17 protein-coding genes and 2 pseudogenes are annotated in these 21,190 nt (G+C 49.6%); 6 read left to right on the top strand and 13 right to left on the bottom strand.

The window, feature by feature from the left end:
* Nucleotide 1: 1 nt before the first annotated feature.
* The 13 genes and pseudogenes from TW89_RS00735 to TW89_RS00675 form a co-directional block, all read right to left on the bottom strand.
* Nucleotides 2–694 (bottom strand): HAD family hydrolase, encoded by a 693-nt coding sequence (locus TW89_RS00735; protein ID WP_049336949.1) that lies wholly within the window; start codon nucleotides 692–694, stop codon nucleotides 2–4.
* Nucleotides 687–1,660 (bottom strand): annotated as a pseudogene (locus TW89_RS00730) (ATP-grasp domain-containing protein). Before TW89_RS00730 ends, TW89_RS00735 begins: the two are co-directional and overlap by 8 nt.
* Nucleotides 1,647–2,264, bottom strand: coding sequence for a sugar transferase (locus tag TW89_RS00725; RefSeq protein WP_049333552.1), 618 nt, complete (start codon nucleotides 2,262–2,264; stop codon nucleotides 1,647–1,649). Before TW89_RS00725 ends, TW89_RS00730 begins: the two are co-directional and overlap by 14 nt.
* The gene (locus TW89_RS00720) at nucleotides 2,257–3,429 is read right to left on the bottom strand and encodes a glycosyltransferase (protein WP_128580228.1); all 1,173 of its coding nucleotides are present in this window, start codon (nucleotides 3,427–3,429) and stop codon (nucleotides 2,257–2,259) included. The genes TW89_RS00725 and TW89_RS00720 overlap by 8 nt, the downstream gene beginning before the upstream one ends.
* A 13-nt stretch (nucleotides 3,430–3,442) precedes the next feature.
* The gene (locus TW89_RS00715; protein WP_128580227.1) at nucleotides 3,443–4,513 is read right to left on the bottom strand and encodes a glycosyltransferase family 4 protein; all 1,071 of its coding nucleotides are present in this window, start codon (nucleotides 4,511–4,513) and stop codon (nucleotides 3,443–3,445) included.
* Nucleotides 4,510–5,820 carry an O-antigen ligase family protein gene (locus TW89_RS00710; RefSeq protein WP_128580226.1) on the bottom strand — a complete coding sequence of 437 codons (1,311 nt, stop codon included), beginning with the start codon at nucleotides 5,818–5,820 and terminating at the stop codon, nucleotides 4,510–4,512. The genes TW89_RS00715 and TW89_RS00710 overlap by 4 nt, the downstream gene beginning before the upstream one ends.
* A gap of 42 nt (nucleotides 5,821–5,862) precedes the next feature.
* Nucleotides 5,863–7,290: an oligosaccharide flippase family protein gene (locus TW89_RS00705; protein WP_128580225.1), complete on the bottom strand. Its 1,428-nt coding sequence runs from the start codon at nucleotides 7,288–7,290 to the stop codon at nucleotides 5,863–5,865.
* A gap of 169 nt (nucleotides 7,291–7,459) precedes the next feature.
* Complete coding sequence (locus TW89_RS00700; protein ID WP_128580224.1) at nucleotides 7,460–8,767, bottom strand: nucleotide sugar dehydrogenase; 1,308 nt, start codon at nucleotides 8,765–8,767, stop codon at nucleotides 7,460–7,462.
* Between the two features lie 574 nt (nucleotides 8,768–9,341).
* Complete coding sequence (ribD, locus tag TW89_RS00695; protein ID WP_128580223.1) at nucleotides 9,342–10,445, bottom strand: bifunctional diaminohydroxyphosphoribosylaminopyrimidine deaminase/5-amino-6-(5-phosphoribosylamino)uracil reductase RibD; 1,104 nt, start codon at nucleotides 10,443–10,445, stop codon at nucleotides 9,342–9,344.
* Between the two features lie 14 nt (nucleotides 10,446–10,459).
* Nucleotides 10,460–10,912, bottom strand: a complete 453-nt coding sequence (gene nrdR / locus TW89_RS00690; RefSeq protein ID WP_049333541.1) for a transcriptional regulator NrdR — start codon at nucleotides 10,910–10,912, stop codon at nucleotides 10,460–10,462.
* Between the two features lie 198 nt (nucleotides 10,913–11,110).
* Nucleotides 11,111–11,953 carry a class II glutamine amidotransferase gene (locus TW89_RS00685; RefSeq protein WP_128580222.1) on the bottom strand — a complete coding sequence of 281 codons (843 nt, stop codon included), beginning with the start codon at nucleotides 11,951–11,953 and terminating at the stop codon, nucleotides 11,111–11,113.
* 136 nt (nucleotides 11,954–12,089) lie between these two features.
* The gene (locus TW89_RS00680; protein ID WP_128580221.1) at nucleotides 12,090–12,926 is read right to left on the bottom strand and encodes a PHP domain-containing protein; all 837 of its coding nucleotides are present in this window, start codon (nucleotides 12,924–12,926) and stop codon (nucleotides 12,090–12,092) included.
* A gap of 65 nt (nucleotides 12,927–12,991) precedes the next feature.
* Nucleotides 12,992–15,385 (bottom strand): penicillin-binding protein 1A, encoded by a 2,394-nt coding sequence (locus TW89_RS00675; RefSeq protein ID WP_128580220.1) that lies wholly within the window; start codon nucleotides 15,383–15,385, stop codon nucleotides 12,992–12,994.
* 153 nt (nucleotides 15,386–15,538) lie between these two features.
* Here TW89_RS00675 and pilM point away from each other — a divergent pair, with 153 nt between their 5' ends.
* The 6 genes and pseudogenes from pilM to TW89_RS00645 all read left to right on the top strand — a co-directional run.
* The gene (pilM, locus tag TW89_RS00670; RefSeq protein ID WP_164836676.1) at nucleotides 15,539–16,630 is read left to right on the top strand and encodes a type IV pilus assembly protein PilM; all 1,092 of its coding nucleotides are present in this window, start codon (nucleotides 15,539–15,541) and stop codon (nucleotides 16,628–16,630) included.
* Nucleotides 16,631–16,634: 4 nt separating this feature from the next.
* Entirely contained in the window at nucleotides 16,635–17,258 is a 624-nt protein-coding gene (locus tag TW89_RS00665; RefSeq protein WP_128580218.1) for a PilN domain-containing protein, read from the top strand.
* Nucleotides 17,258–17,929, top strand: coding sequence for a type 4a pilus biogenesis protein PilO (locus tag TW89_RS00660; RefSeq protein ID WP_128580217.1), 672 nt, complete (start codon nucleotides 17,258–17,260; stop codon nucleotides 17,927–17,929). Before TW89_RS00665 ends, TW89_RS00660 begins: the two co-directional genes overlap by 1 nt.
* A 15-nt stretch (nucleotides 17,930–17,944) precedes the next feature.
* A complete protein-coding gene (locus TW89_RS00655) occupies nucleotides 17,945–18,487 on the top strand; it encodes a pilus assembly protein PilP (protein WP_049344277.1) in 543 nt (180 codons plus the stop codon).
* Between the two features lie 20 nt (nucleotides 18,488–18,507).
* Complete coding sequence (pilQ, locus tag TW89_RS00650) at nucleotides 18,508–20,640, top strand: type IV pilus secretin PilQ (protein ID WP_128580216.1); 2,133 nt, start codon at nucleotides 18,508–18,510, stop codon at nucleotides 20,638–20,640.
* A gap of 130 nt (nucleotides 20,641–20,770) precedes the next feature.
* Nucleotides 20,771–21,190 (top strand): annotated as a pseudogene (locus TW89_RS00645) (shikimate kinase); the annotation flags it as partial.

Here is a 21,190-nt window from a genome sequence, read left to right as displayed (position 1 = left end):
CTTATGCATTTGCTTTTTCGGTGGCGGAAGTTGTCAGTGTAGTCAATTCTTCCAGGGTGTTTATCCAAAGGGTAGGCTGGTATTCACGACCGTATTGCTCGGGCTCGGCTTGATGAATATTGTGCGGCTTAGGCATGATGCCTATGGAGAGCCAACCCAGTTTGTTGGGTGCGACAAAATCTTTTTTGATGTTGTCGCCGATGTAGATGAAACGTTTTGCAGCCGGATATTTGTTTTGCAGGAAGACAAAACGCTTGTCGTCGGGTTTTTCCGATTGCATGGCTTCCGAAATCAAAATGTCGTCAAACAAATCGGTCAAACCCAAGGCCTGTATTTTCAAACGCTGTGTCAGACTGCGGCCGTCTGTAATCAGGGCGCGTGCGGCAAAGGGGCGCATCAGCTTCCGTAAAAAAGACGGTTCGACATAGGGTCGGATAACAGGCCTATGTAGTCGATATTGCCACAAAAGTGATTGTTTCTCTAGTTCGTTTAATTTGCAATGATGACACAAATTGTCGAGCCAGTCTTTACTTTTATTGTCGGCAATTTCATTTAGTACGTCAGCATCGTATTGTGGGTAAAGCGACGTAATTATCCCTACAACTGCCTGTATTCCGGAGCATTTGTAGTCGTACTCAGAGTAAAGCGTATCGTCAAGATCGAAGACGATGACGGATTCTTCCGGCTTAATCATGTTCTCTTACCAAAACCTTAGCATCGTAACGAAGCATGATTAAATGTTTTCCCAGTCGTCGGAGAAAGGGACATCTTGGCCGCTGATATATTCTTGAATCAGCCAGCCGGGATAGTTGCCGCCTGCGGCGTAAGTCAGTGGGAAACCGCCGCCGAAACGCGGGTTGATTTCCACGCCGTAGGTCGTGTTGTCGGTTTTGCTGACGAAAAATTGCGCGGTAATGCAGCCGCGTGCGCCTTCCAATACGACCATTTTTTCAACCAGCTCTTCATACAGGGCATTGCGTCGGGTTGCGCCTTTGCTGACTTCGCCGGTGCGCACTTCCAAACGTTCGCGAGGAATGGCGCATTTCAGACGGCCTTGACGGTCGTAATACATATCGACGGTAAACTCGGAAAAAGCATTTTCAATATCGATATATTGGGCGAACATCATTTTCGGGTCTTCGGCAATGTTGGCGGTCAGATCGGCCTGTGTGTTGATTTTTTTCGCACCGATGGCGCGGCTGCCGTCGTAAGGCTTGGCAAAACATGGGAAGACTAGGCTGTCCCGTTCGTAAATTTCAGGCGAACGGATGCCGTATTGTGCAAACAAGCCTGCGGTCAAGCGCTTGTCGCGGCACAGGGTAATCAGTTTGGCGTCGGAAATGACGATATGTATTCCTTCGGCTTCAAAACGGTCACGTGCTTCGGCCAGCTTGAGCAGTTCAGTATCGATGGTCGGCACAATCAGGCCGATGTTGTTTTGTTTGGCCAGTTCGAAAATGCTGTCGATGTATTCGGCTGCGTCGATGCGCGGCACGCTGAAAGCGCGGTCGGCAACATGGCAGGCTGAAGACATGTGGGGATTGAGGTCAGTGGCAAATACGCCGATGCCGTCTGAAAAACGTGCGGCTTCGGTTTGGAAGTCCTGCACCAATTCGACGCGGCGACCTGCCGACAGAATCAGTATGTTATTTTTTTTCATCAGTTTTATTACCCGTGAAATAAGGCATGGTGGCTTCTCCTTCGGCTGAGATGCCTTCTTTGACGAAGACTTTTTTAACCGTCAGGAACAAAATTTTGATATCCAGCCAAAAGCTGAAGTTGTCGATGTACCAAACATCGTGGGCGAACTTTTCGTCCCATGAAATGGCGTTGCGGCCATTGACTTGCGCCCAACCGGTTACGCCCGGTTTCATTTCGTGGCGGCGGTTTTGGAAGTCGTTGTACAACGGCAGGTAGTGCATCAGCAGCGGACGAGGGCCAACTAGACTCATCTCGCCTTTTAAGACATTCCATAATTCAGGAAGTTCGTCCAAACTGGTGGCACGTAATTTTTTGCCGAAATCGGTCAGGCGTTCGCTGTCCGGTAGTGGGTTGCCGTCTTTATCGATTGCATCGCGCATGGAGCGGAATTTAATCATTTTAAACGGTTTGCCATCCTTGCCCGGCCGCTCTTGGATGAAGAACACGGGCGAGCCTAAGTTTTTGCGGATGAGGTACACCAAAATCAAAAACACAGGCGACAGGATAATCAGCCCTGAAGCGGAGGCAACAATGTCAAACAGGCGTTTGAAAAATTTATTCATGAGCTAATCTTTCAATCAGGTTGACGATTTTTTGATAGGCAACGTCGCGCTTGAAACGGCGGACGATTTCTTCGGACTGAACAGGATCATTTTTGCGCTTCAGAATATCTTTGGCGGCTTGAACGAAACCGTCCACATCGCCGGAACGGTAGTTCGCATGCGGCAGCAGGGTAAGGACTTCGGCAACTTCGTCGTTAACCTGGCTGTTCAGAATCGGTTTTTGCAAAGCCATATAGTCGGACAGTTTGTTGGTAATCGACTGCATGGCGTAAGAGTGGATGGCGTTGACGGAGATGTCGCAGCCTTTGGCGACCGACATCATTTCGGCGTAAGGAATGTAGCCGTAAAACTTGATGCCGTCGCAGGCATATTGTTTGAGCCTGTCCAAATCGGGGCCGCCGCCCATGATGTGCAACTCGACGTTTTCGCCGGCGTCCAACAGCTTACGAATGCCTTTGCACACGGTTTCCACGTCATAGCTGTAACTGAGCGTGCCCAAGTAGAAAAAGCGGGTTTTGTCGTCGCCAAAATCTTTGGCAGGCGCAGCATCAAGTTTGGGAAAATCCGCGCCGATATAGACGACTTCGCCGGGTACGTTCGGATTGGCTTCTTTGGCGCGGTCGAGATAAGTCTGCGATACGGCAACCAGCGCATCGGCGTAGCGGTAGGCTTGGTTGGCACGTGAAGCAAAGGGCAGCAGGTTGTGCGGTACTTTTTTCAAAAACGGTATGACTGAGGAGAAAGACTCCGGCCATACGTCCTGTACATCGACAATCAGTTTGTAGCCCAAACGCGTTTTGTGTTTGCCCAACAGTAGGTTGGTGGCAATCAGCGGATAGGCGGAAAAGACGACGTCTTGTTCGCCAGGACGGCAGTTTTCCAACCATTTTTCAAAATGTTTGACGAAGCGGTGATGGCTGGTCACGCGTCCCAAAGACACGTTTTTGCTGTATCCGCTTTCTTCCAACAGCATGACTTTCAGACGGCCTTGCGAGGCGGCCTCGGCATCTTCAGGCCGTCTGAAAGATTTGTCGTAGTGCTTGAAGTTGCTGGTAATCAGCAACACGTCATGCGATTGCGACAACAGTTCGGCAAGATACCAGAAGCGGTTGAAATGCGGCTCGGACGGTAGCGAGCAATAAGGGGCGACGATGATAATGTTCATGTTTCAGACGGCCTTACATTTCGTACGCAGCCATGGTGGTGCGGTAGATTTCGTCGTCGGAGCATAAGGTCTCAACGTGTTTGTGCAGGGCTTTGCCCATTTGACCGCGCAACTCAGGATGCTTGATGAGTGTATCGACGGCTTCGATAAACGCTTCGTCATCGCCGAAAGGAATGCAGTAGCCGGTTTGGCCGGTGATGACCATTTCGGAAATGCCCGCCATGTTGTAGGTCACGACAGGTGTGTCGTAAAGGCCGGCTTCCAAAATATTGTTACCGACACCTGCGCCGTGGTCGCCTACGCAATGCGGCGTGTTCACCAAAATATCGACTTCTTTGAAGTAGCCGGTCAAGTCGCGGACGCCGCCGAGGAAGGTAACTTTGTCTTCAATACCCAAACGTTTGGCTTGGGCTTTGAGGTTGTCCATTTCTTCGCCGATACCTGCAACGTTGAGGCGTACAGGCATGCCGCGGTCAACCATTTTCTTTAAAATATCCAACATCAGATGCACGGCGCGGACGGTGTCCAAACGGGAAAGCGTACCCAGTTGGACATAGTCCTTAACCGTTTTTTCAGGAACGAAATCTGCTTTGTGCAGGGCGTTGTAAGTGTAGGTGATGCGGTTGGCAGGGAAACCGTAACGGATGAGTTTTTCGCGTTCGTGTTTGCAGTTGCCGATGATGTACACGCCCAGCTTGTCGAAAAGCTTGGCAATTTTCGGATAAGTTTCCGGATCAAGGCCGCGCGCGTGGTAGAACACTTTGGTTTTCGGCGAGGCAAACTTGGCCGCAATGGCGCAGGCCGGAACGATACGCGCCATTTGGCAGTGAATCACATCAGGTTTCTCTTTTTTCAGCAGTTTCATATAGGCAAACATGCCTTTGACGTAACCCAAAAGACCGCCTTGGTAAAAATCAATCGGCTGCCAACGAATGCCCAATGCTTGTGCTTCCTGAATCAAAGGGCCGTCTGAAGAGGCCAATACGATATCGTGTCCGCGTTGTTTGAGCAGGCGGCCGAGGCGGAAAGTGGCGTTTTCAGTGCCACCGAGGCCGGACATGGAGGTAGTCAGGATGATTTTCATGATGATTTCTTCGTATCGTATAGTGTTTCGTTGTATGCGTAAGCGGCCATATCTTTCAGCTTGGGCGCAACAAATACGCTGTAAATAAAAATCAGCAGGCAGGGCAGCCAGATAAACGGCATACGCAAAATGGTGGACGGAATAAAACCGGCCAACAGGAAAATGCCCAAGGCAACCCAAGCCAAAACGCGTGATTTGCCGGTTACTGCGCGGTTTGAGGCGATGTAGAGGAAATAACACGCCACAAAGGCAATAAAGCCGAGTAAGGAAATCATGCCGAAACCCAGATACAGCTCGATGATGAAGCTGTGCGGATTTTCAAAGCCTAAGCTGCCGCTCAAATGGCCGCCGAAATATTCGCGGAAGTTTTTAGGACCGTAGCCGGTCAGCAGCAGGGGCGGATTATTCCAGAAGTAGTTGTAAATCTCCTGACGGTAGGACACGGAGTTGTCGCTGCCCAAGTCGTACAGGAAGAGGTACACGCGGCTGGAAAAGCGTTCCAAAAACTGGTTGCCGTTGAGTGACAGCAAAAATTCCGCAATAGCGCGTGACGGAATCATCGATAACACCAACGCCAGCAAACCAGCTACGCCGACCGTAATAAAACCGTTTTTGCGATAGGCGGTATAAACCAGCAAAATCAACAGGTAACAGCCGATGGCGGTACGCGATACGCTGGCGAAAATGGCCATGCCCAACAGCAGGAACAAGCCCCAGCCCAGCAGTTTTTCTTTGTGTTTCCGTCCTTGGAGTTGGAAGAAAAACAAAATGGCAGGCGCAAGGCAGACTGCAGTGGCGGCAAGGTTGTTCGGGTTAAAGAACAAGCCTTTGAGCGAGCCTTCATCAATAGCCAACTCATCGCTGGCACTCACAAACTGAATACCGGTGGCCAGTTCTGCAAACGGCGGCACGGCGATAAACAGCGTAAATACGATGAGGAACTTCTGAATCGTTCCCAAAGGGTCGTCGGCGCGCTTCAATACTTGGTAAAACAAGTAGAAGAAAGCCGGAACCGCCATAAAAAACAAAATATCCATGTACTGCGTCGGCGTCAGCGATGTAATGCCCATGTGGATGGCAGGCCAGATGCACATGGCGGTCAGGGCGCAGAGCATGGCAAAAATCTTGCGCGGAATATGCTTGCTTTCCAGAAAAAATACGACAAAACCAAGCAGTACAAATATCAGGGTCAGCGGGTTGTCGATACGCGGCACGCCGACCTTAAAGGACAGCGCGGGCCCCAGCATATAGGCTGCGAGCATGATGTATAGGATGTAAGTGTATAAGTTCAGACGTTTTATTTTCATAGTCGTTCTGTTGTTATCGTAGAGACGTGAATCTCAGGTTGGCTATTTTGCCGAACGGTTTAATTTGGCTTTGATTTTTTCGGTCGCGGCAAATAATGCGTGTTTGTATTTTAGGAACAGGAAACCCAGTCCGACTGCCCATGCCAGCGCAAACCAAATGTAGTTGTCGCGCGTACCCAGCCAAGTGTAGGCAAGGCAGATCATCAGGCAGAGCGTTGAGTTGGTATAAATCTTCAGGCGCGGCAAAGGTTGCCATAGGCGTGAAGAGAATTCGGTTTTCAAGATGAAAAACAGCCAAAAAGCCGTTGCGCTGGCCATAGCCGCACCTTTTGCACCGAATTTCGGTACCAGCAGATAGAGCAGGGCGGTATTGGCGATAAAGGCAACGATGTTGATGACGGTAATCAGCCAAGTCGAGCGGACGACGTTCAAACCGATGCCGCTGACTTCGGTCAGCGTGTAAAACAGGGGGAAGAGCATACACGAGAGCAGGATAAATTGAACCTGCGTGTATTTTTCCGGCAGTATCCAAGTCGCCATCGGCGAGAAAATCCCGATGAGGCAAATCATTGCGCTGATGAGGACGGTCATGGAAAGCGTGATGTCGCCGATTTTGTCCAGATTGGTGTTTTCTTCTACCCATTTGAACACCAAAGGCGCCCAAATGGTGGAAAACACGCTTTGGAAAATTAGGGCGACGGCGCCGAAACTGACCGCCATCGAGTAAATGCCCAATTCGTCCAAACCAGAGATGTTTTTGAGGACAAAGCGGTCAATCGAAGTCAAACCCCAATAGGCCAAGTTGCCGAATGCCAGCGGCAGACCGTAGCGCAGGCCGTCTCGATGCAGCTCGGACGACCATTTCGCATGGGAAACAGCTTGCAGGTCTCGGCGCAGCTGATAGATCAACAGCGCAACGGTCAGCACTTGGGCGGCGGTGTAGGCAAAAACCAGCGAAGTGGTATTGGCGGGCAGGCCGGAAGCGATCACGGCAAAAACCAACACCAAAATCAAAAATTTCGGCGCAAGCTGACTGACGGAAAAAGCCAGTGCCTGCTCTTTCATCCGCAAAATCAAGGCTAAAAAACGGATAATCAGCGTGGTGGCCAAGAAAATCAGGAAGAGAATCCCCAAATTTGCACTGGGGATGTCGAAAATGATTTCAGACGGCCATGATGCGTTTATCAATAACACTAAAACCACAATCGCCACAGTCAGAATCAATGGCGATAAAAAAACGGATTTGAACAGCGCGGCCTTGTCTTTAACTGCGTAATAGTCGCGAATATAGGATTGGTCCAGCCCCAAGCCCAGCAACAGGATGCTCAGTCCGGCAATGGTCTGCAAGAGTACGATACGGCCGATGTCTTCCGCAGGGAAGTACCATGAGATGAGCGGCAGGGAAAGCAGGCCGAAGGCGGCGCTTCCTACCGGGCCCAATGCGTAGCCGAGGATTTTTTTCGCGTTCATATTATTTGTTTTCAGACGGCCGGAAGTTCGAGCTGAGCGTTTTTTGTAAGAGATGCGTTGTTACCGTTGCCGGTTTCCCAAGGCCGTCTGAAAAAACAAATGGCCTTGAGAAACCGGCCGCCGTCCCGGTCGGAGAAACCGGAGGCAGCCGGATGCGTCTGAATCAAGATTATGCTTTGATGACTTTAGGATTTTTCACTGGGAATTTGCCGCGAGTATCGACAATCAGCTTGGCATGTTCGGTGATCATGTCATAGTCGAATTTGTCGTGATCGGTGGTCAGAACCACGCAATCGTATTGGGCGACAGTTTCAGGAGTCAGCGCTTCGCTCTTCAGGTCGAAGTAGTGGTGGCCGGGGATGTGCGGAAACTCTGGAACGTGCGGGTCAGAGTAGGAAACCACTGCGCCCAGTTTGTGCAGACGGTCCATAACTTCCACAGACGGGCTTTCACGCATATCGTCCACGTTTTTCTTGTAGGCGATACCCAATACCAAGATTTTGCTGTCTTTGATAGAACGGTTGTGGTCATTCAAAGCCAAGCCGACTTTTTCGATAACGTAGTCGGGCATGTGGGAGTTTACTTCACCGGCCAATTCGATGAAACGGGTGTTTACGCCGTATTCGCGTGCTTTCCAAGTCAGGTAGAACGGGTCGATAGGGATACAGTGGCCGCCCAAGCCAGGGCCTGGGTAATAAGCAACGAAGCCGAACGGTTTGGTTGCAGCGGCATTGATGACTTCGTGAATATCGATGCCCATTTTGTCGGCAACGATTTTCATCTCGTTCACCAAGCCGATGTTTACGGCGCGGTGGATGTTTTCCAGAAGTTTGGTCAGCTCGGCCGCTTTGGTGGAGCTTACTGGAACAACTTTATCGATGGCAGGTTGGTACAGCGCAAGGCCGACTTCCAAACAAGCAGGGGTATGGCCGCCGATGACTTTTGGAATGGTACGGGTTTCAAAGTTAGGGTTACCCGGGTCTTCACGCTCAGGAGAGTAAACCAAGAACACGTCTTGACCGACTTTCAAGCCGCCTTCTTCCATGCGCGGCAGTAATTCTTCTTCGGTAGTGCCGGGATAGGTGGTAGATTCCAAAGACAGCACTTGACCGGCGCGCAGGTAAGGTTTTACCGCATCGGTAGTGTCGATCACAAAGCTCATGTCCGGCTCGCGGTATTTGTTCAGCGGAGTCGGTACGCACAAAATGACGGCTTCTACTTCGCCGATGCGGGAGAAGTCGGTCGTTGCTTCAAACAGGCTGTTGGAAGCAGCGGCAATTTTGTCGGAAGGGATATGCTCAATGTAGCTTTCGCCTTTGTTGAGCTTGTTGACTTTGTTGGTGTCAATGTCGAAACCCAAAACTTGGTAACCGATATCCACATAGCGCAACATCAGTGGTAAACCGACGTAGCCTAAGCCAACGATGCCGATTTTTGCGGTCTTATCGGCAAATTTTTGTATCGTAATGTTTTTCATGATGTCTTTCGTGTAATGAATGAGTAAATCGGGAGTGTTTGCCCGATGCCTGAGTTGTTTGCTGCAACCGCATAGCCATAGCCGGCTGCCGTATCGTGTGAAGCCTTAAAACCATACTTATAATTACATTAGACAAAATCATAAGCACTTATCTGATTCGTCTCAATCAAAAAAGTTTAACGGTCGTTCAGGCGGCCTCTATGGTATGGAAACGGTATTTTTGAATGCTTAATTTTTAGAAATTACATTCAACCACATGTTTTGATTTTAGATATTGTTTTGTCAAATGTATGATTCATGAAATGAAACTACCGTTTATGCCGTTTAAAACCCTTCTAGAATAAAAACTTTTAATAAATTTTCGTGGCTTAACTTATCTTAATAATCCATTATTTCGTGATGAAAAAAAGGAAAATTTGTCGACAATCGGCTTGAGGATAGTTAACTTAAGTCAAAGTTTTAAATTGGAATACGCTAAAGTCATTATAATATATTGACGAAAAAATTACATTTATTGCTATGTAAATGATAGATATATACTATTAAAAGTGGTTTGATTATTAAGTTGAGGCAATTAGACGGATTTTTTCCGGAGAACCCATTTAATGTCCTGTCCGATGATTTCTACTGATTGACTTTGCCAAGGGCCGTCTGAAAGTAGGGCGGCCGGATTTTCAGGGAGGGAGAAAAGAGGTTTGCCTGCGCCCAATAGTTTTGGCGCTTGGTAGAGGACGATTTCATCCACCAAGTCATCCTTCAGGAAGGCTGAAGCAAGTGTTGAGCCGGCTTCTACCAGAACTTCGCCAAAGCCAAGTTCTGCCAGTTGCGGCATGAGTGAAAGAAGATTGATGCGGCCGTTGATGTGTTCAGACGGCCTGATGATGCGGATATGTTCAAATGCACTTAGAGCCTGCAAACGTTGTTCGTCTGAGGAAAGGGTAACGATAACGGTCGGGCTGTCGGTATTGGTAACGAGGTGGCAGTCCAAAGGGATTTGCAGTTGGCTGTCCAAGACGATACGCGCAGGTTGGCGCAGGGTGGGGAAACTGCGGACGTTGAGTTTTGGGTTGTCGGCAAGTACGGTACCGATACTGGTCAGAACAGCGCAACTTTCGGCACGGAGAATTTGTACGTCTTCGCGCGCCGCTTCGCCGGTAATCCAAAAGCTGCGGCCGTCTGAAAGGGCGGTTTTGCCGTCCAAACTGGCGGCGCATTTGAGGCGGATAAACGGTCTGCCACGTTCGATACGCGACAGGAAACCGCGGTTGAGCTCGCGTGCCTGAGCTTCCAACAAACCGCTTTCGGTACGGATTCCGGCGGCTTCCAGCATGGATAAGCCTTTGCCTGCGACCAATGGATTAGGGTCGGTCATGGCGGCGACCACGCGCGTTACACCGGAATGAACCAGCGCTTCGGCGCATGGCGGTGTGCGGCCGTAATGGCTGCAAGGTTCCAGCGTGACATAGGCTGTTGCGCCTTTGGCCGCCGCTCCGGCCTGCCTTAATGCGTGAACTTCAGCGTGCGGCTCGCCTGCTTTGACGTGGAAACCTTGTCCGATGATTTGGGCGCCGTGTGCAATCACGCAACCGACGCGGGGATTGGGGGAAGTAGAAAACCGCCCAAGCTTGGCCAGCTCGAGGGCGGTTTGCATCATTTGGGTATCAAGTGCGGAAAACATGGTTTCAGACGGCCTTATTTGGCTTTGCATTCGGCGATGACTTGGGTGAATTCGGAAACGTCTTTAAAGCTTTTATAGACAGACGCGAAGCGGACATAAGCAACTTGGTCGATTTTTGCCAGCTCTTCCATCGCCATTTCGCCGACGATGCGCGAAGCGACTTCTTTTTTGCCCAAACGGTAGAGGCGTTGCTCGATAAGGGCAACGGTTTCATCGATTTGTTCTTGTGTAACAGGGCGTTTGTGCAGCGCGCGCTCAAGGCTGGTCTGCAGTTTGTGTGCATTGAAGGGAACCCGTGTACCGTTGGATTTGATGACTTGCGGCATCCGCATTTCAACGGTTTCAAAGGTACTGAAGCGTTGTCCGCATTCCAAGCATTTGCGACGGCGACGGATGCTGTTGGTGTCTTCCAGCCATCGCGAGTCGGCTACTTGTGTGTTGGGGTGTTGGCAAAACGGGCACTTCATCGGGTTTCCTTGTCATACGCTCGGCAAGGTCGCTAAGCAATTGAATTTATTGTTTGTGAACTATTATTGTAGCGGATTGCGTTATTTTCGTATAGTAAAGGCTTTTCGCTGGATTAAGTATAAAAAGGCCGTCTGAAAGGGCAACTTTGGCGAAGTTGGGCTTTTCAGACGGCCTTGAGTTTTTCAGCCAATCAACCGTCAAACCGATACGCCGACGGCACGGGCGATTTCCAAACCTTCTTCCGTACTCATATAAACCGGATTTTCGGGGCGGTCACTGAGGACAATGTCGCCGTCTTGAAACATCACCAATTCATTGACTGCCAATTGTGACCAGGTTTCATCTCGCGTCAGGGGCAGGGTGGCGATGACGGAAACTTTATCGTTCGGGGTGGTCACTTCTGAAAAATCGACCATGACATCATCGTCCAGCAAACGCGCTTTGCCAAACGGGGCTTTGCGCACGATGTAGTGCAGCAAGGTGCTGGCGTGGGCAAACAGGCAGTCGCCGTTGGACATCACGAAATTAAACAAGCCATAGCGGCGAATTTCATGAGTCAGGCCGGCAATGGCATCAAACAAAACTTCAGGTTCGGGTTTGGTGGCAAAGCGGCTGCGCAGGCGGTTGAGGATAAAGCAGAATGCGCGTTCGGAATCGGTTGAACCGACGGCATGGTAGTACTCGCCCTGCTCGGGAAAAAAATCAATCAAATGGCCGTTGTGTGCAAACAACCAATATTCGCCCCACATCTCACGCATAAAGGGATGAGTGTTCGCCAATGAGGTCTGGCCTTGTGAGGCCTTGCGGATATGGGCGATAACGTTTTCAGATTTGATTTGGTAGGCGCGCACCAAGTCGGCAACGGGAGAGTTGGCGCTGGGCTTGTCGTCGTGAAACAAGCGCACGCCTTTGCCTTCAAAAAAACCGATACCGAAGCCGTCGGCATGGTGGTCGGTAATGCCGCCACGACGGCGGAAGCCTTCAAAAGAAAACATGATGTCTGTGGGAGTGTTGCAATTCATGCCGAGCAGTTGGCACATGGCGTTAACCTTTATTTTTGGGGTATTTATAGGGTTATTATGGTGTATCGGGCAGGCAGTTTCAATATGTAGAGTGTGATATGTTTATAACTGTCTCATACTTGGCGGGCCGTCCTGAAAAATTGCTGTCAAAAATTCAGACGGCCTTAAAGTGTTCCCAGACCGGGCGGCATTGTTCGGGTAAGTCGGGGCAGGCGCCGAGTATGCCGCCGCTGAAGTCGTTGGGGCGGTGGAAGTCGCTGCCTGCACTGGCGAGAAAGTCGAAGCGGTCGGCAAGCAGGGCATAGTTGAGGCGGTCGTTTTTGCAGCAGTTGCCGCTGTGTACTTCAATCCCTGCGCCGCCGAGATTTTTAAATTCTTGAAACAGGTTTCGTTTGGCGGTGGCGGATAATTCATAGCGCATCGGGTGGGCGATAATGGCCATGCCGCCTGCGCCTGTAATCGCGGCTACGCAGTCTTCCAGTGTGGCCCATTCGTGTCTGACGGAACAGGATTTGCCGTCGCCCAGATATTTGGTAAATGCCTGCTGTTTGTTTTTGACATGGCCTTCGCGGATGAGGAATTCGGCAATGTGGGTGCGGCTGGCCATTTCTTTGTTGGCAGCTAATGCCAGCGCGCCTTCATACGTGCCTGTTATGCCTTTTTTCTCCAATTTGGCGGCGATGACTTCCAATCGTTTCAGACGGCCTTTGCGGACTTCGGCAAGCAGGCTTTGCAGGGTTTCGTTGTGTTCGTCAAAGTCCAAGCCGACAACGTGGATGGTGCGGCCGCGCCAAGTGACGGATATTTCCACGCCGTTGACGAAGGGGAGGCCGAGGGTATTGGCTTCGGCGCGCGCTTCGGCAAGTCCGCCGGTGTGGTCGTGGTCGGTCAGGGCGAGTAGGGTGCAACCGTTTTGACGGGCGAGTCGGACAACTTCGGTTGGGGAGAGCATGCCGTCTGAAACGGTCGAATGGCAGTGTAAATCAATCATGGTTTTGCTTTGAATTTTCTTGAAAAAGGCCGTCTGAACGTTTCAGACGGCCTTGCTTTAGAACATTAGAACAGAGAGTCCAGTTGTTGTCTGTTATTGTTGCCGGTATTGCTTGGTAGAACTGGGGTTTCGTCTGATTCTTCACGGGCTGGCGCATTGCCGCTCTCGGTGCGGCGGTTTTCATTCGGAACCGCGCGACGGGCAGGTTGAGCGGGACGCGGTGCAACGCCGCTGTTGTCCAAGGCCAGGTCGGAGCTGGTGGTCATGCGTTCGCGCATATACACTTCGCCGCCGTTCGAAACCACGCCTTCAGGCGCTTTCATCGGTTTGACGCTGGTGCCTTTCAGGGCGAAGCGCATGTATTCCAGCCAAACCGGTACGGCGATTGTACCACCGTAACCTGCACGACCCATGCTGCGCGGTTTGTCAAAGCCGATATAGACGGCAGTCACAACGCTAGGGTTGAAGCCGACAAACCATGCATCTTTGTTGTCGTTAGTGGTACCGGTTTTACCGGCGATGTCGGAGCGGCCGAGTGCGGCTGCACCGCGTGCGGTACCGACACGGACAACGTCCTGCATGATTTTGTACATGATGTAGGCGTTGCGCGGGTCAATGGCCTGAGGTGCGTTTTCACCGGCTACCAAAGGTTGCATTTGCGCTCTCAGACGGCCTTGGCTGTCGTAGATTTTGTCGATGACGTGGGCAGATACTTTGTAACCGCCGTTGGCAAAGACGCTGTAACCTTCTGCAATACGCAACGGCGTGGTTTCTCCTGTACCCAAAGCCATAGACAGGCTGGCAGGAATTTCAGACGGCTTGAAGCCGAAGCGTTGGATGTATTGTTGTGCGTAACCGATACCGATAGACATCAGAATGCGGATGGACACCATGTTTTTCGAAGCGGTCAAAGCCTGGCGCAGCGTGATGTAACCGGAATATCGGCCGTCTGAATTTTTCGGGTTCCACGCTTTGCCGTTTGCACCTTTGCCTGGCAGGGAAATCGGCGCATCGTTAATCATGGTGGAGGCAGTCATGCCTTTTGCCAAAGCGGCGGAATAAACGAACGGTTTGAACGTCGAGCCGGGTTGGCGCATGGCTTGAGTTGCGCGGTTGAAGGTTTTGCTGTGGTAGTCGTAGCCACCGACCAATGCACGGACTGCACCGGTTTTCGCATCTAAAGACACCAATGCGCCTTGCAACAAAGGCTCTTGAACGACGGTAAAGATATCGCCACTGCCTTTAACACGAATGACGGAGCCGCGGCGGATGCGGTCTTCGCCCATTTTTTCGTTGTTGACGGCACGGGCGGCAAAGCCTAAAGCGTGGCTGTTCAGCGTGACTTTACGACCGCTCGGCAACTGAATCTGTACACCTTTGCGGGAGGCTTCTAATACAACCGCCGGAATCATTTTATCGACGGTGTAAAGTGTAGAAAGGTATTGGCTGACGGTTTCTTCTACGTTGTCGCTTTTGCTTAGGTCAATGTAGTTTTCTGCACCGCGGTAGCTGCTGCCGCGGTCGAAGTTGCGCAGAACTTTACGCAGGGCTTCGGTGGCCACGCGCTGGTGTGCGGTGTCGACGGTGGTATATACCTTGAAGCCTTGAGTGTAGGCATCTTCACCGTATTTCTCAAACAGCTCTTGACGCACCATTTCAGCAACGTACAGGGCGCTTTGATCGATGTTTTGTACAAAACGCTCGTAATGCAACTCTTCTTTCAAAGCCTGATCGCGTTGCTGCAGGGTAATCATGCCTTCTTCCAGCATATTGTTCAGAATATAAGCCTGACGCAGTTTGGCACGCTCAGGGTTCACAATCGGATTGTAGGCAGAAGGTGCTTTAGGCAAGCCGGCCAGCATGGCGGCTTCCGCCAATGTTAATTCATTAACATTTTTATTGAAATAAATTTGGGCGGCGGAGGCGAAACCATAAGCACGTTGACCCAAATAGATTTGGTTGAAGTACAGCTCCAAAATCTTGTCTTTGCTTAAAGACTGCTCGATTTTGTAGGCCAACAGGGCTTCGTTGAATTTACGGGTGAACGAACGCTCGCTGCTCAGGTAGAAGTTTTTGGCAACCTGTTGCGTAATCGTACTGGCACCGGATTGGACGCCGCCGGCCATAACGTTGCCGATCGCGGCGCGCGCCACACCCCAAACGTCCACACCCCAGTGGTCGTAGAAGCGTTTGTCTTCGGCGGCAATCACGGCATTTTTCAAAACTTTGGGAAAGTCACCGATTTTGGTGAATTCACGCCGTTGCTCGCCGTAAACGCCAATCACTTGGCCATCTGAAGAATAAATCGTCAGCGGCATTTTGGGTTTGTAGTGTTGTAAAGTGTCCAAAGACGGCAGCTTCGGATAGGTAACCAAAATTGCAATCGCAATCAGCCCCACACCGAAAAGAGCCAGTCCCAATAAGAGACCCAGGCAGGTCGTTATAATCTTTTTAATCATGACTAAGTAATAATTTTGCCATTAATGGCGATAAATAAAGTAAAATGGGAAACGATTTCTATCAGCCGCAGTCAATACTGTGTAAAGAATAAGAAGTCCTTTACGGATAACGAAACAGTTACTCACTCCTAAATGATACAGGGAAGTCAAATCATGCGCTTATTTAAAAGCACGAAAGATACCAAAACAGGCAAGGCTTCTAGCGGATTGAACAACCGCTCTGCCATCGGCGTCGACATCAGCCAACATGCCATTAAGATGGTACAACTGACAGGCCGTAGTTTAAACCAAATTCAGCTGGAAAAATACGTTATTACCAAATTGCCTAAAAATATTGTCAAAGGCAACAAAATTCAAGACTACGATCAGCTTGCTACTTACATCCAACATACTTACACACAATTACGCAGTTCTTGCAAAAATATTGTTGCGGCTGTGCCACAAAATTTGGCGACAGTCGAGCAAATTATTTACAACCCGCGTGATACCGATTTGGATTTGGAAGAGTTTGTCGAAGCGGAAGTCGGCCAATTTGCGCCTATTGAAGAAATGAACTACGACTTTCAAGCCGAAGAAGTCGGTTCAGGCCAGCATGTTTTAGCTGTTGCCGCCAAAAAAGACGATGTCGAGCCACGCATTGAAATGTTTGAAAATGCCGGTCTGCCTTTGTCCGCTTTGGATTTAGACTTGCTGGCGCAACGCAATGCCTTTGTTCATTGGATGAATACGCATGCTCCCGAAATGGCAGAGGAAAAAGTTGCCGTGTTCGGCATTCATGCGACGCAAATGTATGCCCTGATTCTGCAAAACGGCCGTATCCTTTACAAACAAGAAACGCCGGTCAGCACAGAGCAGCTCAATCAGCTTATTCAGCGTACTTATCAGGTAACTGAAGAAAAAGCCGCGCAAATGATGGCTTCCCAAAACAAGCCTTCCGACTACCAATCTCAGATTGCCGACCGTTTTAACGTACAGGTTGCGCAAGAAGTTCAGCGTGTTTTGCAATTTTACTATACCACGCAGGCCACTGATTCTTTCGCCAATATCAAACACATCCTGCTGACCGGCTTTACCGCGCAGCAGGCAGGTTTGGCGGAAAGCATTTTCTCGCAAACCAATACGGCAACAGAATATCTGCATCCGATTTCATATGTGGAACGCAGTGCAAAAGTAGAATTGCCGCAGTTTCAAATTGATGCGCCGTCACTGACTTTGGCGTTCGGATTGGCATTAAGGGGACTTTGAGAACATGATCGAATTAACCAGAATCAACCTTCTTCCGTATCGGGAAGAGATTAAACAGCGCAAGCAGCAGCAATTCAAAGTATTGATGCTTGGCGCTTTTGCAGTGGGTTTGGGCTTGGCGGCCGCTACCTATCTCGGTATTGACAGCGCCATCAGCAATCAAGAAGGCCGCAACAACTTCCTGCAAACCGAAATCGACAGACTTGATAGGGAATTGGGCGAAATCGATAAACTTCAGCAAGAAAAAGAAGCCTTCTTGGCCAAGAAGCTGAAAGTGGAAGAGTTGCAGGAAAAACGCTATCAAGCGGCTTATATCCTTGATTCTTTGAATGCGCTTACGCCCGATAATACTTATTTGACTGCGTTGGAAGCAGAAAGCCCGACCAGCTATAAAATCAGCGGCCATGCCGTCAGCGACAATAAAATCGCCGTTATGATGCGCTCCCTGCCAAGTACAGGTATTTTCTTGCAGCCTGAATTGTTGAGCATTAAAAAAGTAGATAACTACCAAGAATTTACTTTGAAATCTTCAATCAACCAAGTGAATACGCCGGCTCCTGCACCGACTGCCCAAAGCAGCGGTGAAACGGCCGAACCTGTGGCAGAACCTGCTCCGGAGGCTCAATAATGGCATCTAAAAACCTGAAACAATTGGACGTGCAAAACCTGTACCTTCTCAATATGCCTTCAAAACTTTTGCTGGCAGGTTTGTTGATTGTCGGTATGCTGGCTTTGGGCTATGTCGGCGTATTTAAAGATCAGATTGAAACCTTGAATACGCAGGAAGCTAAAGAAGCAGAGCTGAAGGAAACCTTTACGCGTAAAAGCATTCAGGCGGCAAGCTTGAACAATTTGAAGGCTGAATTGGCTTCGATCCGTTCTGCATTTGATGTTTTGTTGAAACAATTACCGACCGATGCGGAAATTCCGAACCTGATTCAAGAGCTGCATCAGGCAGGTTCAACCAACGGATTGCGTTTGGACAGTGTTGCACCGCTCCAACCTGAAAACGATGGTCCGATTCAAAAACTGCCGTATCAGATTTCCATCACAGGCAAATACTCTCAGATCAGCCAATTTACCCGTGATGTAGGCGATTTGTCGCGCATTATTACTTTAGATTCTTTGAAACTCGTGAACGCAAGCGAGGATAAAGAAGGCAAAGGCAATAAAGGCGAATTGACATTGAGCGCGATTGCGACGACTTATAAAGCACGTCCGGCCGAAGAGATTGCTGCCGAATTGGCTGCGCAACAGGCACAAGAAGAAGGCAAACCTGCCGAGAATGAGCAAAAATAAAAGAATAGGGAAATCATGAAAAAAATCATCTTACTCTTAAGTCTTCTTCCCTTGGCAGCCTGTACGCAAAGCTATGAAGATTTGACTCAATGGATGACGCAAACCCGTCAGGAAGCAAAATCCAAGATTATTCCGTTTGAAGAGCCGACGGTTACATTGCCTAAGCCGTATAACCCGCCGAACTTTAAAGGCATGAATGCGTTTGATTCACGCCGTTTGGACACTGCCCCTAAAGGCGGCAATGCGCCGGATGTGAACCGTCCGAAAGAAACATTGGAAGCCTTCAGTTTGGAAAATATGGCCTTTGTCGGAACGCTGCAAAGTGGCGGCAAAGTTTCCGGATTTATCAAGGTCAACGACCATGTTTATACCGTTTATCCCGGAAACTACATCGGTCAGAATTACGGCAGAATCCAAAGTATTACCGAAGATAAAATTATCTTGACCGAGCAAGTTGAAGACAGCTACGGCAACTGGGTGTACCGGAAGGCCGAATTGCCATTGAGCAGTAAAGAGGCGGATTCTTCCAATAGCTCAGATAGTTCGAATTCAAATTAATTTAGGGGTCTCACTCAATTATGAAAACCAAGCACATGACAAAATTATTTGCCGGCTTCAGCGTTGCCCTCGCTGTTCAGACGGCCTTTGCAGGCAATATTACCGATATCAACGTTTCCACTTTGCCTGACAACCAAAAAATTATCAAAATCCGTTTCGACAAAGACGTCACTACACCCCATGGTTTTGTAACATCTACTCCGGCACGTATCGCATTGGATTTTACCAACACTAATATCCGTTTGCCTCAGCCTGTTTTGGAATATGCCGACCCATTGTTGAATCAAATTACTGCGGCGCAAAACAATGACCGCGCACGCGTGGTTTTGGGTTTGAACAAAATCAGCCAATACAATACTGAGATTCGCGGCAACGAAGTTTGGGTGTTTGTAAACGAATCTACTGACCAAACCAATGCGGCCGTTGCAAATGAACGTGTGGCTACGCCGTCTACTGCGCGTGCTGCTCAGACTTATCAAGCTGTTTCAGCAGCCAATATCGATTTCCGCAAAGGCGCACGCAATTCCGGCATTATTGAATTGTCTGCCCCGGGTTTCAGCGGACAGCCGGACATTAAACAGCAGCGCGACCGCGTGGTTGTGACATTGAAAAACCATACGCTGCCGACACAAGCGCAACGCAGTTTGGATGTGGCTGACTTCAATACGCCTGTACAAAACGTTACGCTCAAACGTATCGGTAATTCTACCCAGCTCATTATCCGCAACAATAATGCGAATTGGGACATCAATACCAAAGCCTCTTCCGGCCGTTTTGTATTTGAAGTATCGCCTAAAGCCGCCAATACCGAATCCGGCGGTTTGAATCAAAATGCAAACAAATCGTTCAAAGGCCGTAAAATTTCTTTGGATTTCCAAGATGTAGAAGTTCGTACCATCTTGCAGATTTTGGCAAAAGAATCCGGTGTGAATATTGTTGCCAGCGATACCGTCAAAGGCACCATGACCCTGTCCTTGAAAGATGTACCTTGGGATCAGGCTTTAGACTTGGTTATGCAGGCGCGCAATTTGGATATGCGCCGTCAAGGCAACATCATCAATATCGCACCTCGCGATGAATTGTTGGCAAAAGACAAAGCCTTCTTGCAGGCTGAAAAAGAGATTGCCGAACTGGGTCCGCTGTATTCTCAAACCTTCCAGTTGAAATACAAAAACGTGGAAGAATTCCGCAAAATTCTGCGCTTGGAAGAATACGACAGCAATAATTCCAATACCCGCAATACTCTGTTGAGCAACCGAGGCAGCGCCTTAATCGATCCGGCTACCAATACGCTGATCGTGACCGACAACCGCGGCGTGATTGAGAAATTCCGCAAACTGATTGATGAATTGGACGTTCCAACCCGTCAAGTGATGGTTGAAGCGCGCATTGTCGAAGCAGAAGATACCTTCTTCCGTAATTTGGGCGTTAAATTCGGTTCCGGTGGTGCGAGCGGCCGTAACGCATGGGGCAGCAACTGGAGCAATGCACAAACCAACTACAATACCAATGCTTCGTTTAACCGTGGTGACGTAGGCTACCGCACATGGACTTTGGATCCAAACGTCAGCCTGCCGACCGCAGCCGCAGTCAACAGTATTGCGCTGGTGCGTGCGTTCTCGTCCGGCGCATTGGGTTTGGAAATCAGCGCGTCTGAAGAACAAGGTAAGAGCAAAACCATTTCCAATCCGCGCGTGCTGACGCAAGACCGCAAAGAAGCCAAAATTGAATCCGGTACGGAAATTCCTTACCAAGAGGCTTCTTCCAGCGGTGCGACTTCGATTACCTTCAAGAAAGCCGTTTTGGGCTTGACCGTAACGCCGAACATTACGCCTGACGGTCAAATCATCATGACTGTGAAGATTAATCGCGATACCCCGATCGACTGTACCGTGGATTCTCTGACAACCAAGTGTATCAACACCAAACACTTGAATACCCAAGCCATGGTTGAAGATGGCGGTACGCTGATTGTCGGCGGTATTTACGAGGAAGAAAGCACCAATGCGGTGAACAAAGTACCTGTTTTGGGCGATATTCCTGTTGTCGGCAATCTGTTCAAATCACGCGGCAAACGTGAAAACCGCCGTGAGCTGTTGATTTTTATCACGCCGCGCATTATGGATAATGTGGGTAACAATCTGCGTTATTGATTTTAGAATGACAAAAAGGCATATCTGCAAAGGTATGCCTGTTTTCGTTTTCAGACAGCCTTTCGTTTCAGGCCGTCTGAAAAACCACGAACTTTTCCACGAAACCACCATATCGTATAAAATGACCCTCATGGAAAAAATCAACGGCAATTTAATTTTAATCGGGCTGATGGGCGCGGGCAAAACCACTTTGGGCAAGCAGCTTGCCCAAATGTTTGAATGCCCGTTTTACGACAGCGACTACGAAATCTGCACTTCTTCGGGCGTATCCATTCCGACCATTTTTGAGATGGAAGGGGAGGAAGGCTTCCGAAACCGCGAAACCAATATGTTGAAGAAGCTCGCTTCCCGGCGCAATATCGTTTTATCGACCGGTGGCGGCTCCGTATTACGCAGTGAAAACAGACAGATTTTGCGCCAAAACGGCACGGTTGTTTATCTGCATGCCATCCCCGAAACCTTGCTGGAGCGTACCCGTTACGACAGCAACCGGCCGCTGTTGCAAGTTGCCGACCCTTTTGACCAAACTGCAAGAGCTGTATGACCAACG

The sequence above is a fragment of the Neisseria flavescens genome (assembly GCF_001618065.1).
In the GTDB taxonomy this organism is placed as follows: domain Bacteria; phylum Pseudomonadota; class Gammaproteobacteria; order Burkholderiales; family Neisseriaceae; genus Neisseria; species Neisseria flavescens_A.
Note: the sequence above shows the minus strand (reverse complement) of the source record. Positions and strands in the feature narration are given on the sequence as shown.